The organism is Streptomyces sp. NBC_01474, from assembly GCF_035918215.1.
GTDB lineage: Bacteria > Actinomycetota > Actinomycetes > Streptomycetales > Streptomycetaceae > Streptomyces > Streptomyces aureus.
In genome coordinates this window covers 9011606-9025943 of the sequence record NZ_CP109449.1, presented here as the reverse complement: position 1 = coordinate 9025943, position 14338 = coordinate 9011606, and the positions used below count along the sequence as shown (strand labels likewise).

Genomic DNA, 14338 nt, shown 5'->3' with positions numbered 1-14338 from the left:
GGCTCCTAGCTCACAGGGCGGTACGGATACGGGCGACGGCGTCGTCGAGCGCGGCGGTGTCGGTGGGCGTCCAGTCACGTTCGGCCATGCTGTGGACGGAGATCCAGCCGGTCATGGCTCCGCCGGTCTCCACGGGGGCGAGCATCTGGGCCTGCACCCCGTAGACGTCGACGAGGGCCTGCGGGGGGTGCGGGTCCACGTGGAAGTGGGGCTGGATCAGGGGCTTCCGGTGCTGTTCGAGCCACACGACGGTGTTCAGGTTGCGCTGGTCGAGCGAGGCGTCGCGGCGGATCGGGCGGACGCCGGGACGCAGCGCCTCCCCGGCGGTGAGGTCGACGTGCAGGCCGAGCTCGGGCAGGTCGACGCGGAACGTGGTGCGGTCGGCGCCGGTCGCGGCGAGGAGGCCGGCGAGGGTGTCCTGGATCAGGGCCCGCAGGCTGCCCGAGCGGAGCAGGTCGCCGTGGCCGGTGAGGCGGGGCGCGGCGCCCGCGAGGTCGAGGGCCTTCCAGAGGGTCACGGTGACGGAGTCCAACACCGGTATGTGCAGGGCCTGTTCGAGGCGTTCGGCCTCCGAGGCGCCGTGCACGTTCGTGCAGAGGACGGCCACCGCGTGCGTGTCGTCCTCGGCGGCCTGCTCTGCCTGGCGCGCGACATGGGCGGCGGGGATCCGGGCGAAGGCCTCGTTGTCGTCCTCGCCGAACGGCTCCGCGAGGGAGCAGGTGATCCCCTCCTTCGCGTACGTGTCGACGATCCGCTCGCACACGTCCCGGGTGTAGGGCAGTGCGAGTCCGAGCCGGGTGACGCCGTACGCGGCGCAGGCGTCGAGGAGGGCGAGCGTGGAGGTGGTGGCGGGGATGCCGGTCTCGGCGGTGATCGCGGCGGCGAGTGCGCGGTCGCGTTCGATGCCGAGCCATGAACCCGAGGTGCCGTTCCACGCGATGACGTCGACCTTGGCGTCGGCGAGCTGCCGCGCCGCGGCCAGCATCGGGCCGGGGTCGAACTGGGCGTCGCTGTCCCCGTCCAGGGCGATCCGGGTGACCGGAACGCGCGCGAAGTGGGCGGTCGCGGCGTTCGTGCCGTGCAGGAGGGCGTAGGTCTCCGGCTCCAGGGCGGTGTTGGACGACGGTGTGAGCATCCCGAGGCGGGGCGGTGTGTGACTGGTCATCGGGTGGCGAGCCTCCTGGAGTAGTCGATGACGAGGGACGAGACGGTGAACAGGACCCCGGCGCCGACGAAGTAGAGCAGCGCCCAGGTGTAGGAGCCGGTGCCGCCGACGATGAATCCGACGGCGATGGGCGTGACGATTCCGGCGATGTTGCCGGACAGGTTCATGGCGGCGCCGACGACGCCCGCGTTGGCCCGGCCGCCGAGGATCGAGGGCAGGGACCAGTAGAGGCCGGCCCAGCGCAGGAAGAAGAGCACGATGGCGAGCAGCGCGACCGCGGTCAGGGCGTCGGGGACGAGGACGACACCGAGGAGCCCGGCGACGACGGCGGCGCCCGCGATGCCCATCAGGGTGCGCATCACGCGGTTGGCTCCGGCGCCGGTGGCCTGCCAGCGGTCGGAGATCCAGCCGCCGGTCAGCTCGCCCACGAAGCCCGCGCCGAAGATGGCGAGGGTGGACCAGCCGATGGTCTTGATGTCGAAGCCCTTGGTCTCCGAGAGGTAGAGCGGGCCCCAGGTGAGGATGCCGTAGAAGACGCCGTTGAAGCCCATCCAGCCCAGGCACATGCCCCAGAACGAGCGGTACTTGAGGTAGGCGCCGAGACGGGCGCGCCGGTCGGTGCCGGCGGCGGCGTCCTCGGCGGCGTGGGCGCGGTCGATATAGTCGGCCTCCGCCGCATTGACGCGGCGATGGGCGCGCGGGGTGTCGCGCAGGAACCACAGGGCGACGAAGCCGATGGCCGCGGTGAGGACACCGGCGACGACGAAGCTGATGCGCCAGCTGCCGGTCCAGGCGATGAGTCCGGAGATGGCGATGCCGCCGAGTGCGGAGCCGAGCGGTGCGCCTCCGTCCATGAGCACGGCGCCGCGGCCGCGTTCCTTCGCGGGCAGCCAGTTGGCGTTGAGTTTGCCGCCGGCGGGCATGACCGGGGCCTCTACCGCGCCGAGGAGCAGGCGGAACCCGAGGAGGGAGCCGACGCCGGTGGCCGCGCCGGTGAGTCCCGTCGCGACGCCCCAGCCGATGCAGGCGCCACCGGCCATGTAGCGGGGCCCGAAGCGGTCGATGAGCCAGCCGCTGGGGATCTGCATCAGGGCGTAGGTCCAGAAGAACGCGCTGAGGACGAAGCCGGTGACCTCCTTGGAGAGGTGGAGGTCCTCGGTGATGAGGGGCAGCGCCACGGAGACGGATCCGCGGTCGATGTAGTTGAGGGCCACGACGGCCAGGAGAAGGACGAAGACTTTCCAGCGGGTGCGTGTGGGCCGGGCGGCGGGGGCGGGCCCCGCGTCGGCCCCGGTTCTTTCATCTGTGCTGTGTACGGGGTTGACCTGTGACATGGCGGACCCTCGATTCGGCAGACTTCGGGTACGTGCTGACGTGCAACTTCCGCGCTATGGCATACCAAACAATGAAGGGAACCCCAGGGCCTCGTCAAGCGTTTGGTATACCGTAAGAGCAACTTTTCGGGGAGGACACATGACAGAGGGCCAGACCCGGGACACCACGTCCCCGACCGGGACGGGGTGGCTGCGCGACCAGGTCTGCGAGGGGATCCGCGATCAGATCATCGGCGGCAGGCTCAAGCCGGGCGACCGCCTTGTCGAGCGGGACGTGGCCGAGGAGTTCGGCGTCTCCCGCATCCCGGTGCGCGAGGCCATCCGCATCCTGATGAGCGAGGGGTTCCTCCAGGCCCTGTCCCCGCGGCGCATCGTCGTCAAGGAGCTGTCACGCCAGGACGTGGCGAACCTCTTCGACCTGCGCGAGGCACTCGAGGTCCTCGCGGCGCGCCGCGCGGCAGAGAACGCGGACGAGGTTCAGCTCCGGCAAATGCAGCGCCTGTTGGAGAGCGCCCGCAAGGCAACGCTCGCCGGTCGCCCCGAGCGCGTGTCGCGCGCCAACACCGCGTTTCACCACCACATCGTCGAGATGGCGGGCAACGAACTCCTCGCCGCGACCCTCGAACCCCTGGAGGGCCGGCTGCGCTGGCTGTTCCATCAGATCGACGACCCCACGTTGGTGTGGGAGGAGCACCGACGCCTCTACGAGACGATCGTCGCGGCCGACCCCGAGGCGGCGGCCGCGTGCGCGCTCCGGCATGTGCGCCACTACAGGGAGGTGGCGCTGCGCCTCCTGTTCGACGCGCCCGACACCTACTGAGCCGTGGGGCCGCCGGCCACCGGTCCGGCCCCCGGCGCCTCCCGCCCGAACGCGGCGGCGGCGCCCAGGAGTTGGCCGTCGCGCCACTCGGAAAGACTCGGAAGGCGCGGGACGGTCAGTGCCCCGCGAGGAGCTTCACCCCGACCACGCCGACCCCGATCACCGCGTCGACCACGGCCGCCAGGCTCGACGCGAGCAGCCCGCCGCCCATCCGGCGGCCACCCTCGAAGCCCCAGGCGGCGAGGCCGGCGACGCCCACACCGGCCGCGATCCACAGAGCGGTGTCGAGGTCGAGGGCGCCTGTCGCGGACAGCGCGTCCATCACCAGCGGGCCGGCCGCGGACGACAGGAGAGGGCTGCTGACGTACAGCATGTGCCGCGCCTCGGCGCGCGCCGGGAACCGCTTGTGCACGACGCGGTGCGACTGCACGTCCGCCACCAGCGTGGCCAGCCACAGGCCGACCGCGGTACCCGTCACATAGGCGGCAGCGGTCCAGTGCCCGGTGTGCGGGTTCTGCGCGAGGCTCACGACCACCGCGAGCATCGTGATCGCGGCGTAGATCCGCTCCTTCAGCCGCTCGCGCAGGGTGTTGAGCAACTCCCCTTTTTTCTCCGCATTCACTGCCATGTGCGAACAATAAATGCAGCGCCCGTCGGGAGGTCACCCCCGCCGGACGCTGCACCGGTGTCCACCGTGATGCGCCTACGGCTTGCGCGCCACCACGGCGTAGATTCCGCCGTCCTCCGCGCGCGGGGCGACCGTGCCCCGGAACCACTCCGTCGCCGTGACCAGGCCCGGCTCCACGAGTTCGAGCCCCTCGAAGAAGCGGCCGACCCCGTCGCGCGAACGGAACCCGAGCTCGATCCCGCCCTTCGCGTACTCGGCGGTCACCTGTGCGGAAAGCTCCGGGAAGATGTCGGACGACGCGTGCGACAGCACGAGATAACTGCCGGAGGGCAGCGCTCCCACCAGAGTGGAGACGATGTCGTACGGCTCCTGCTCCCCGGGCAGGAAGTGCATGAGCGCGATGAGCGAGAGCGCGATCGGCCGGTCGAAGTCGAGCAGCTTGCGGGCGTGGTCGAGGATCTCGCCGGGCGCACGCACATCCCCCTGGACGTAGTCGGTCATGCCCTCGGGGCTGCTGACCAGCAGGGCCTCGGCATGCCGCAGCACGATGGGGTCGTTGTCCGTGTAGACGACGCGCGACTCGGGACGGATCCCTTGGACGATCTGGTGCAGGTTCGGCGCGGTCGGGATCCCGGTGCCGATGTCGAGGAACTGGTCGACGCCGGTGCCCGCCAGCCACGCGACGGCGCGGTGCATGAACTCACGGTTCTGGCGCGCCGCGTCCCGCGCCTGGGGAGGCAGTTGCTCCCCCACCTCCTCGTCGACGGGGTAGTTGTCCTTGCCGCCGAGGAGATAGTCGTAGACACGGGCCGGGTGGGGCTTGCTGGTGTCTATCCGGGGGGTGGGTGGTGTCTCTGCCGTCATGGCCACGCAGTCTGCCACAGCAACTCGCCTGTCAGTACGGATGGTTGGCGGGCGACCTGCGCTCGGTCAGCTCACACTGACCGATGTGTCGTCGACGACGAACGACGTCTCGAGGGTGGACCCTTCCGCGCCGGTCAGTTTCACGGTCACCGACTGCCCCGCGTAGGCGCCCAGGTTGAACGTCTTGAGCGCGTAGCCCGAGGCCGCGTCGAGGTTGGAGTACGTGCCGAGCGTCGACAGGACCGTGCCGCCGCTGTTGAGTACCTGCACCTTGAGCGTGTCGTACGCCGTAGTGGTGGTGGTCTCGGCCGTGTCGATGTGGAGGTAGAGACTGAGGGTGGCCGCGCAGCCGGTCGGGATATTCACCGTCTGCGACAGGGTGTCGGTGTGGGCGGAGCCGTAACCGTTCATCCAGGCCTTGTAGGTGCCGGTGCGCGCGGGTTCGCCGGTGTCGTTGGTGATGACGCCGCTGGAGGCGGTCCAGGTGGTGCTGCCCGACTCGAAGCCCGGGTTGCCGAGGAGCTGGGCGGCGGTGCAGGTGCCGCCGCCTCCCCCGCTGCTGCCGGTGGCTCCGGAGAGCCACTCGGTGGCGTTCAGGGCGAGGGGCGCGTTCGTCCCCGCCGGGTCGTTCCAGCCGTCGTAGAGCGTGTTCCCGGACTGGCCCGTGCCGTCGTCGATCGGGGAGCTGTCGCCCCAGAACGCGACGCGGCCGCTGCCGAACGTGCTGGTGGCGAAGAAGGCGCCCGTATTGCCGGAGGAACCGGTGCGGTAGACGAGGCCCTTGACCGAGGAGTTGTCGGCCGGCTTGAGCGTGGCCGTGGTGCCGCTGCGGATGATGCTGCCGCCGACCTTGCCGAACGACCCGTTGATGACGGGGTCGGTGGTGGAGGTGATGGCCTTCGGGTCGTCGGTGCTGATGCTCAGTGTGTCGACGGAGAAGCCGAACGGGTCCGTGGAATCGACGGAGTTGTTGGTCATGAGGTCGTTGATGACCTCGACCGCGTCGATGCCGTCGCTGTTGCGGTCCGCGCCGGTGTGGTCGGAGATGAGGAAGAGGCCGCCGCCGTTCTGGACGAACTTCATGACGGCGGTCTTCTCCGCCGCGCTGAGCAGCACGTTCGGCTCGGGCAGCACGAACGTGTCGAAGTTCTTGAGATCCAGGGCCGACGAGGTCCCGTACGTGATGGTGTTGCCGGACGGCAGTGTCTTGAGCGCGTAGTCGCCGGTCTTCTGAAGGCCCACGCCCCATGCGGAGAGCGCGCCCGTCCAGTCGTTCTCGGCCGAGGGCGTCGCGTCCTGGCCGAGCGGATCGGGCTGGCTGGTGCCGATGATCCAGTCGGCGTTGCCGGCGGTCTCGGCCTTGGTGTTGTCGAAGAGCACGCGGTGGGGCGTCGCGGCGGCGGCCGGGGTGGCACCGGCCTGACCTGCCGTCACACCGGCGAGGAGCATTCCGAAGACGGCGGCCGCGCAGGCGACGCGGCGGCGGGGACGTCTGGATCCGAGCATCCGTCATACCTCCGTGAGGGGTGGGGAGAAGGCGGTGCGGGCGTCGAGTCTGCGCGCGTAGAACGCCGATCATGAAGAGGCAGGACGACGCGTTATTGAACAGTACATGGCAATCCGGTGCCCCGACAGGGCACCGCGGGCCGACCGTCCGCGTCACAGCTGGCAGATGCCCCGCATCACTGCAGGCCGATACGCCGCGCGATCTCCTCGGTGTGCCGCAGGCGCGCGGGCGCGTCGTCGCCGAGGGCCGCGACGACTCCGGCGACGACGGTCTCGACCACGGCGAGGGTGGGCACGAAGCTGTCGTACGGCGACGGCGTCGTGACCAGGCTGGGCAGCACGACCTCGGCGTGCGTGGAGACCGGGGACAGCCATCTGTCGGTGAACAGGATGACCTTCGCGCCCTGTTCCAGGGCGAGTTGGGCCATGGTGACCTTGTCCTGCTCGTAACGGCGGTAGTCGAAGACGATCAGGACGTCGCGGCGGGTGAGCGCGCCGAGCACCGCGGTCCGCTCGACGTCGCCCGCAGGCAGGAGCCGGATGTCACCGCGCAACTGCATGAGGTGCAGCCCGAGGTACTGGGCGAGGAGATGGGTGAAGCGGCCGCCGGCCAGCGTGATGCGCCGCTTGCCGTCGGCCAAGAGCGAGACGGCGTGTTCCAGGTCGTGCGACGGGAGTTCGGTGAGGGTCTGTGCGACGGCGGAGCTGAACAGCCGGCCGGCCTGCCCGAGAAGGGACGCGTCGCCGCCCGCCGCCCCGTCGGTGCGGGCGCGGTCGGCGGATTCGTACAGTGACAGGGGCGACGCGTTGCGTTCGTCGAGTTCCTCGCGCAGCGCGGTCTGGAAGTCGGGGAAGCCGCGGTAGCCGAGCCGGTTGACGAAGCGGATGACCGTCGGGGCGCTGACGCCCGCCCGCTCGGCGAGTACGGCGACGGTCTCGAAGCCGGCGGAGGGGTAGTTGGCCAGGAGGACGCGGGCGACCTTGCGTTCGGCGGGGCTGAGGTCGCCCAGCTTGTGCCGGATCACGTCGGCGAGTGCGCCGGAGGCCATCGCGGGTTCCTTTCTCGGGTCGGCGGGCGTGGGCCCGCGGGCCGAGCCTAATGCCGATCTTCGGAGCTGTGGTCCCGACCGTCGCCGCGCCCCGGGGCCACGACGGGTGCTCCCGCACCGGGCAACGGCGCGATGAACCGGTGCGGGAGCGTCGGGGGCAGCGTCAGTCGCTGCGGCTGTCGCCCAGGTCGGCGATGAGAGAGGCGAGCAGGGCGACCCGGACCGGGACCGTACTGACGTCGAGCCACTCCTCGGGGGTGTGGTCGGCGCCGCCGACCGGTCCCAGGCCGTCCAGTGTCGGTACCCCTGTGCCGGCGATGGTGTTGGCGTCCCCCACGCCGCCCGTGGCCGTGGCCCCGAAGGACAGGCCCAGGCGTACGCCGATGCCCTTGGCCCGGTCGAACATGCGGCGGGAAGCGTCGGTGTCCTCCATCGGCGGGCAGGATTCGAGTTCCTCGACGGTGACGCTGGTGCCGGGGACGACGGGCCGCGCGGCGGCCTCCTGGAGGGCGGCGGTGGCGTCGCGCATGCCGGCGTCCGTGGCCGAGCGGATCTCGACGAGGAGTTCCGCGTCGGGGCAGACGATGTTGAAGCGGCTGCCCGCGCGGACGACGCCGACGTTGAGGGTGACGCCCTCCCACATGCCGTTGAGCGCCTGGATCGCGATGACGAGGTGGGCGGCGGCCAGAGCCGCGTTCGCTCCGCGTTCGGGTTCGATGCCCGCGTGTGCGGCGCGGCCGGTGACGGTGAGCCTGAAGTCGGCCACGCCCTTGCGGGCGATGACCAGGTCGCCGTTCTCCCGGGCGCATTCGAGGGCGAGGGCGTAGTGCGCCCCCTCGGCGGCCCGCCGGGTGACCGGTCTGCTGGCGGGCGAGCCGATCTCCTCGTCCGGCGTGGCGAGGAAGACGAGTTCCGCGTAGTCCTCGACGCCGGCCCGGGCGAGGATCTCGAGGGCGGCCAGTCCTGCGACCAGGCCTCCCTTGTCGTCGCTGACGCCGGGTCCGTGGGCGAGGGATCCGCTTAGGGAGAAGGGGCGTTCGGCGGCGGCCCCGTCGTCGAAGACGGTGTCCATGTGCGCGGCGAGCAGGAGTCTGCGGCCTCCGTCGGCGACGGCTAGGCGACCTTGTCTGCGCCCGATGAGCACATCTCCGGTGCGCTGTCCGTGGGTCGGCGGCAGCGGGACGCGTTCCACGAAGAAGCCCAGACGCTCGAGGCGGGCCCGGACCAGGTCGGCGACCCGGTTGACGCCGTCGGAGCTGTACGAGCCGGAGTCGATCGCGACGAGTTCGGCCAGGTCTTCGAGGTACCGCGGCTGGTGTGCGTGGGACAGGGCCAGCAGCGCCTCGTCGAGGGGCTGCTGACGGGGCGGGGCGCTCACAGGACCTTCGACAGGAAGGCGCGGGTGCGCTCCTGCTCCGGTGCGGCCAGGACCCGTCGGGGGTCACCGGATTCGACGACGACACCTTCGTCCATGAAGACGGCCAGGTCACCGACTTCGCGGGCGAAGCCGATCTCGTGCGTGACGACGACCATGGTCATGCCGTCGTCCGCGAGCCGGCGCATGACGTCGAGGACGTCGCCGACGAGTTCGGGATCGAGCGCCGACGTCGGTTCGTCGAACAGCATCAGCTTCGGTTTCATGGCGAGGGCACGGGCGATGGCGACGCGCTGCTGCTGGCCGCCCGAGAGCTCGGCCGGGTAGTGGCCCTCCCGGTCGGCGAGCCCCACCTGGTCCAGCAGGGCCCTCGCCTCGTCGCGGGCCCGGTCCCTGGGGGCGCCGGCGACCTTGACGGGGGCTTCCATGACGTTCTCCAGGGCCGTCATGTGCGGGAAGAGGTTGAACCGCTGGAACACCATGCCGATGTCGCGCCGCCGGGCGGCGACCTCGCGCTCACGCAACTCGTGGAGGCGGGTGCCCTGCGGCCGGTAGCCGACCGGTTCGCCGTCGACGGAGAGGCGGCCCCCGTCGATCTTCTCCAGATGGTTGATGCACCGCAGGAACGTGGACTTGCCGGACCCCGAGGGCCCCAACAGGCAGCACACCTGGCCGCGTTCGACCATCAGGTCGATGCCCTTGAGGACCTGCAGCTTGCCGAAGTGTTTGCGCACGCCTTCGGCGTGCACCATGGGCGCGTTCAACGGCCCGCCTCCTTCTGTGTGCGGCTGCGCAGGGCGGTGAGGGATCCGGCGCAGAGGCGCCGCAGCGGGGAGACCGCGGCGCCGCGCGCCGTGCCGCGCCCGTAGCGGCGTTCGAGCCACGCCTGCGGGACGCTCAGGACGCTGACCAGAGCCAGGTACCAGAGGGACGCCACCACGAGCATGGGGATGACCTGATAGTTCTGTCCGTACACGTCCTGGATGTTGGACATGAGGTCGTGCGCCGCGATCACAGACACGAGTGCGGTCATCTTGAGCATGTTGATCGTCTCGTTGCCCAGCGGCGGGATGATCACCCGCATCGCCTGGGGCAGCACGATCCGTCGCATGGTGAGCGCCGGGCGCATGCCGAGCGAGTGGGCCGCCTCGGTCTGTCCGGCGTCGACGGACCGGATCCCTGCGCGGACGATCTCGGAGGCGTACGCGGCCTCGTTCAGGCCGAGCGCGAGCAGGGCGGCGACGGCCGGGGTGAGCAGGGTGTTGGTGTCGGCCTGGAAGAAGGTGACGCCGGTGAACGGGATGCCGACCATCACGTGCTGGTAGAGGGCTCCGGCGTATCCCCAGAAGATGATCTGTACGAGCAGCGGGGTGCCACGGAAGAGCCAGACGAACAGCGATGAAAGGCCATACAGGACCGGGTCGTCGGAGAGCCGCATGACGGCGACGAGGGTGCCGAGGACGAGGCCGAGCGTCATCGCGGCGACGGTCAGCCACAACGTGGTGGCCAGACCGTCGAAGATCAGCCCGGCGAACAGGTAGTGGCCGACGACGTCCCAGTGCAGGTTGCCGTTCTTCGCGAGCGAGCCGACGAGGCCGGCCAGCGCGGCGACCGCGGCCACCGCGGAGATCCAGCGGCCCCAGTGGCGGACGGGGACGATCTCGAAGGCGTCGGATGCGGGGGTCTCGCCCGTGCGCGGCGTCCCCATGGGCGTGGTGGTGGCCATCTCTAGTCCACCGCCGCGTTCTTGGTGGCTTCCTTAACGGCGATGGAGGCGACGCCGTACTTGTCGCAGATCTTGGTGAGGGTGCCGTCGTCGATCAGGGCCTGGAGCGCCCGCCGGATCGCGTCGGTCAGTTGCGGAAGTTGCCTGGAGACCGCGATGCCGTTGGGTGAGGCGCGGTAGCCTGCCGGCGCCTTGGGGTCCTCGGCCAGGTCGAAGGCCTTGCCGCCGTCGGCGGTCTTGGCCGACCATCCGGCGGCGGGTTTGGTGACGACCTCGGCCGTCACCTTGCCCGAGCGCAGGGCGAGCTGGGCGTCCGAGTCCTTGGGGAAGGTCTGGATGTCGGCCGCCTTCCGGCCGGCCGCCCGGCACTCGGCCTGGTGGCCCTCGAGCAGCTTGTACTGGTTGGTCGCCGCCTGGACGCCGACCTTCCTGCCGCAGAGGTCGTCCAGCGTGCTGATCTTCGCCGGGTTGCCCTCGGCCACCAGGATGCCCGAGCCGGAACGCGAGTAGTCGACGAAGTCGACGACCTTCTGCCGCTCCTTGTTGTCGGTCAGGGCCGACATCGCGGCGTCGAACTTGCCGGCCTGGAGGGCGGGCACGATGCCGTCGAACTTCGTCGGGGTGAAGGCGAACCTGACGCCGAGCTTCGCGCCCAGGGCCTGGCCGAGGTCGTAGTCCAGACCGGTCAGTTCGCTCTTTCCCTCGGTGACGAACATCGCGAACGGCGGGTAGGGGACGTCCGTGGCCACGCGCACGGTGCCCACCTTCTTGATCCGCTCGGGCAGGGCCTCGTGCAGTGCCACGTCTCGCGTGACCGTGACCCCGGCGATCTTTTCACTGGACGCCGGCTCAGCTCCGCCGGAGCCGCTCGCGCCGCAGCCGGAGACCACCACCAGAGCCGTGCAGGCCAGCACGGCAGCAGCCCCGCGGCGGGGCACAGAGATGTACATCAACGTCGTTCCCTCTCGGACGTCCGAAGCGCGCGGAATCACCTCCGCCGACGTCCCAGAAGTTACACATCAATGCTCGCCATGGCTAGATGTAATGCACGTTACAGTCCTGGTCGCGCTCGGGCAGGTATCCGTTCCGTGTGTCGTTCGTCGGCAGATACGAGGCCCGACGTGCCCATCCGTACCCGGGCGGACCTCGTCGTCGAGGCCGTCATGCCGGGCGTGCAGGTCTGCCGGTGCTCTACGCGGCCACGGAGGCCGGCACCGGAGCGGGCGGGCGAACATCCGCCATGCGGCGCTCGGGTCCACGCCGCCGCAGCACCAGATGACCGACGAACGCGGCGGGCCCGAAGAAGATCTGTGCGGGCACGATCTCGGGGAGATGCCCGGTGAGCGCCTCGACCGTGACCGGCGTGAGGGTCGGCAGCAGCGCACCGAACACGGCGACGAGGCCGAGAGCGGTGGCGAGGCCGGACCGCCCGTAGGCCTTGTACGCGACGGTGCTGTAGAGGGCGTACACGAGGAGGTCACCCATGCCGAGCACCGCGCCGAGGTCTCCGACGCGCAGGCCCGCGGAGGGCGCGAAGGCGTAGCCCTGCACGGCATCGAAGAGCCGCTGCGTGATGGGCACGGCGGTGGCGAAGAACAGGTCGTACGCAGCGAGGGCGAGCGCGAACCGGGCGACGTGCCGCAGGCGGAGACCGCCCTGGGCGTTGAGGTTGGCGGCGCCGACCGCCATCAGCATGATGACGGTGCTGTTGATCAGCCAGTACGGCAGCGCATGGGTCGGGTCGTGTTCGGCGGTGCGCGCGGCGAACCAGTCGGCCGCAAGGAGCCCGGCGATGAGGAGCCACCGGAGCCGGGCGCTTCGGACCACGGGCCCGTAGGCGACGGCGAGGCCGCCCGCCAGGGTGAGGCCGAGGACGGGCGGCAGGAGCGCGCCGGGCAGGGCCAGGTAGAGGAACGGCAGGGCGATCACGAAGCCCATCATGATGACCATGTCGTTGCCGTTGAAGGCTCCGACTGCCGGCCTCGGCAGGGTGACGAGCCGGAAGTACGCGACGCCCGCGAGCGAGACGCCCAGGGCGACGCCCAGCGTGACGAGGGTGAAGAACACGGACTGTGCGGCGCTCACGAGGCCCTCCCGGCGAAGCTCTGCTCGACCAAGTCGCAGCGGTACCGCCGCAGTTGGTGTCCCTCGGCGTCGGTGAGGGCGACGGTCGCGTCGATGCCTGCCGCGGCGAGGCGGCCGGCGATGTCGGCCGGACTGTTGTCCGCGGCGCACGCGGCGGCGAGTTCGAGTCGTAGGCGGCCGTCGGTCACGTCGGTCCGGTAGCGCATGGGCCACCGGGCGCCCGGCAGCGCGTCGAGGACCTCGATGATGTCGCGCGGCATCACGGCCCCGGCGCGGGTGCTCAGGACATGGTCGGCCTTGCCGAGGATGTGCGAGGTGGCCGGGACGTTCGCCATCTCACAGGTGAGGGGCGCGTCGGGCAGGCGCCGCACGAGATCGCGGGTGTCGTAGCGGAAGAGCGGCATGCACTCCCGGTACGGGTAGAACGGGGTGGCGACGATGGTGCCGAGCGCACCGGGCTCGGCCGGCTCCCCGGTCTCCAGGTCGCACACCTCGACGAGGCCGATCCCGGCGTCGATGTGCAGATGCCGCTGCGCGCAGATCGCGCCCGCGACCGGAGTCACCTCGGTCATGCCGTAGCCGTCGTGGACCGGGGCGCCGAAGGTCTCCTCGGCGGCCGAGGCCAGGGCGGGCGAGAGGACTTCGCTTCCCACGTTGATGCGCCGAAGCCGGAAGTCGGCCGGGCCGAGGCCCCGTTCACGCGCGAGGATGACCAACTGGCCCAGGTAGCTCGGGTAGGTGACCATCAGGGTCGGGGCGGGGGCGTCGGTGCCGACGGTGAGGTCGAGGGTCTCGACGGGGGGCACCAGGCCGACCATGCGGATCGCGGCCCCGGCCATGCGGGCCACCTGCATCTCCGCGTACGCGGTGCCGGTGGCGCGGGAGCTGATGTTGAACTGGACGAGGTCCGTGGTGCGCACATTGCCGCGCAGGACCTGCGAGAGAGCCACCAGAGCGGGCCACAGCCGCTCCTCGTAACGGGAGTACCAGACCTCGGCGGGGCGGCCCGTCGTGCCGGTGGTGCGCGAGGCGAGGAACGGCTCACCGCACAGAAAGTCGCGGGACCGCTTGACGAGGTCCGTCTTCGTGGTGACCGGGACGCGACCCACGGTGTCGACGGTCAGCGTGGCGGGGTCGACGCCCGCGGCCTCGAAGTGCTCGGCGTAGAAAGGTGACTTGTCGGCCAGTCGCCCGGCGGTGCGGCGCAGGGCCTTGTTCGTCAGGTCGGCGCGCAGTTGCGGATCGGCGGCCGCGCCCCGCAGGAGTTGCTCGACGTCCTCTCCCGGCGAGCCGAACTCGGCGATCGTCGCCAGGGCGTCCTCGACCAGCCGCTCGGCGGACCGTACGTCGATGGGACGGCCGAGCACCATCGCCAGCGCCATTCGGAACTGCCGGATCCCCGCGTCGAACATGGTTCCTCCCCCGCCTCCGACACATCGCGCACCGTGAACCGCGCCCCTGAAACGGGGCAAAGAGACGGGGCGGGCGGCCATCGCCGCCCGCCCCGTCGCCGCGTCAGCTGGGACAGTTGGTGAAGAGCACCGCCGCCAGCGAACCCATGACGTACTTGGTGTGCTTGAGCGTGGAAACGATCGCGGACATTCGTAAACCCCCTCCATCGTTCGGATGGCCTTCACCGGCTGGTGAAAGCACAACGATGCTCACTGCGGCAAACTCTCCTGTCAAGAACACGTCAGGCGATCCATTGTCCGCGCCGAAACATGCAATCGGACGAGATCATCCTGCGTCCGGCCGCTCCCGCATTCACGCGATGCGTTCCGGCGCC

General features: G+C 70.5%; 14 protein-coding genes. 1 reads left to right on the top strand and 13 read right to left on the bottom strand.

What is annotated here, in order from left to right; genetic code table 11:
* Positions 1-10 precede the first annotated feature (10 nt).
* Together OG758_RS41260 and OG758_RS41255 are read right to left on the bottom strand one after the other, a co-directional pair.
* Positions 11-1165, bottom strand: coding sequence for a maleate cis-trans isomerase family protein (locus tag OG758_RS41260; protein WP_326714557.1), 1155 nt, complete (start codon positions 1163-1165; stop codon positions 11-13).
* Positions 1162-2499: an MFS transporter gene (locus OG758_RS41255; RefSeq protein WP_326714556.1), complete on the bottom strand. Its 1338-nt coding sequence runs from the start codon at positions 2497-2499 to the stop codon at positions 1162-1164. Before OG758_RS41255 ends, OG758_RS41260 begins: the two co-directional genes overlap by 4 nt.
* A gap of 139 nt (positions 2500-2638) precedes the next feature.
* On the opposite strand from OG758_RS41255, the gene OG758_RS41250 reads away from it, so the two are divergent.
* Positions 2639-3319: a GntR family transcriptional regulator gene (locus OG758_RS41250; RefSeq protein WP_326714555.1), complete on the top strand. Its 681-nt coding sequence runs from the start codon at positions 2639-2641 to the stop codon at positions 3317-3319.
* 115 nt (positions 3320-3434) lie between these two features.
* Here the strand turns inward: OG758_RS41250 and OG758_RS41245 are convergent, their stop codons facing one another.
* From OG758_RS41245 to OG758_RS41195, 11 genes are all read right to left on the bottom strand, one after another.
* Positions 3435-3947 (bottom strand): hypothetical protein, encoded by a 513-nt coding sequence (locus tag OG758_RS41245; RefSeq protein WP_326714554.1) that lies wholly within the window; start codon positions 3945-3947, stop codon positions 3435-3437.
* A 75-nt stretch (positions 3948-4022) separates the two neighbouring features.
* Positions 4023-4811 carry an SAM-dependent methyltransferase gene (locus OG758_RS41240; RefSeq protein ID WP_326714553.1) on the bottom strand — a complete coding sequence of 263 codons (789 nt, stop codon included), beginning with the start codon at positions 4809-4811 and terminating at the stop codon, positions 4023-4025.
* Between the two features lie 66 nt (positions 4812-4877).
* Positions 4878-6317, bottom strand: a complete 1440-nt coding sequence (locus OG758_RS41235) for a hydrolase (protein WP_326714552.1) — start codon at positions 6315-6317, stop codon at positions 4878-4880.
* 176 nt (positions 6318-6493) lie between these two features.
* Positions 6494-7366 (bottom strand): MurR/RpiR family transcriptional regulator, encoded by an 873-nt coding sequence (locus OG758_RS41230; protein WP_326714551.1) that lies wholly within the window; start codon positions 7364-7366, stop codon positions 6494-6496.
* 163 nt (positions 7367-7529) lie between these two features.
* Complete coding sequence (locus tag OG758_RS41225) at positions 7530-8744, bottom strand: M20 family metallopeptidase (protein WP_326714550.1); 1215 nt, start codon at positions 8742-8744, stop codon at positions 7530-7532.
* Entirely contained in the window at positions 8741-9493 is a 753-nt protein-coding gene (locus OG758_RS41220) for an amino acid ABC transporter ATP-binding protein (protein ID WP_326716203.1), read from the bottom strand. Before OG758_RS41220 ends, OG758_RS41225 begins: the two co-directional genes overlap by 4 nt.
* Positions 9494-9501: 8 nt before the next feature.
* Positions 9502-10467: an amino acid ABC transporter permease gene (locus tag OG758_RS41215; protein ID WP_382059860.1), complete on the bottom strand. Its 966-nt coding sequence runs from the start codon at positions 10465-10467 to the stop codon at positions 9502-9504.
* 2 nt (positions 10468-10469) lie between these two features.
* Positions 10470-11417 carry an ABC transporter substrate-binding protein gene (locus OG758_RS41210; RefSeq protein WP_326714549.1) on the bottom strand — a complete coding sequence of 316 codons (948 nt, stop codon included), beginning with the start codon at positions 11415-11417 and terminating at the stop codon, positions 10470-10472.
* Positions 11418-11658: 241 nt separating this feature from the next.
* Complete coding sequence (locus OG758_RS41205) at positions 11659-12552, bottom strand: hypothetical protein (protein ID WP_326714548.1); 894 nt, start codon at positions 12550-12552, stop codon at positions 11659-11661.
* On the bottom strand, positions 12549-13964 hold the full coding sequence (locus OG758_RS41200) for a phenylacetate--CoA ligase family protein (protein WP_326714547.1): 1416 nt from the start codon (positions 13962-13964) through the stop codon (positions 12549-12551). The genes OG758_RS41205 and OG758_RS41200 overlap by 4 nt, the downstream gene beginning before the upstream one ends.
* 103 nt (positions 13965-14067) lie before the next feature.
* Complete coding sequence (locus tag OG758_RS41195; RefSeq protein ID WP_165914302.1) at positions 14068-14217, bottom strand: hypothetical protein; 150 nt, start codon at positions 14215-14217, stop codon at positions 14068-14070.
* Positions 14218-14338: the final 121 nt, after the last annotated feature.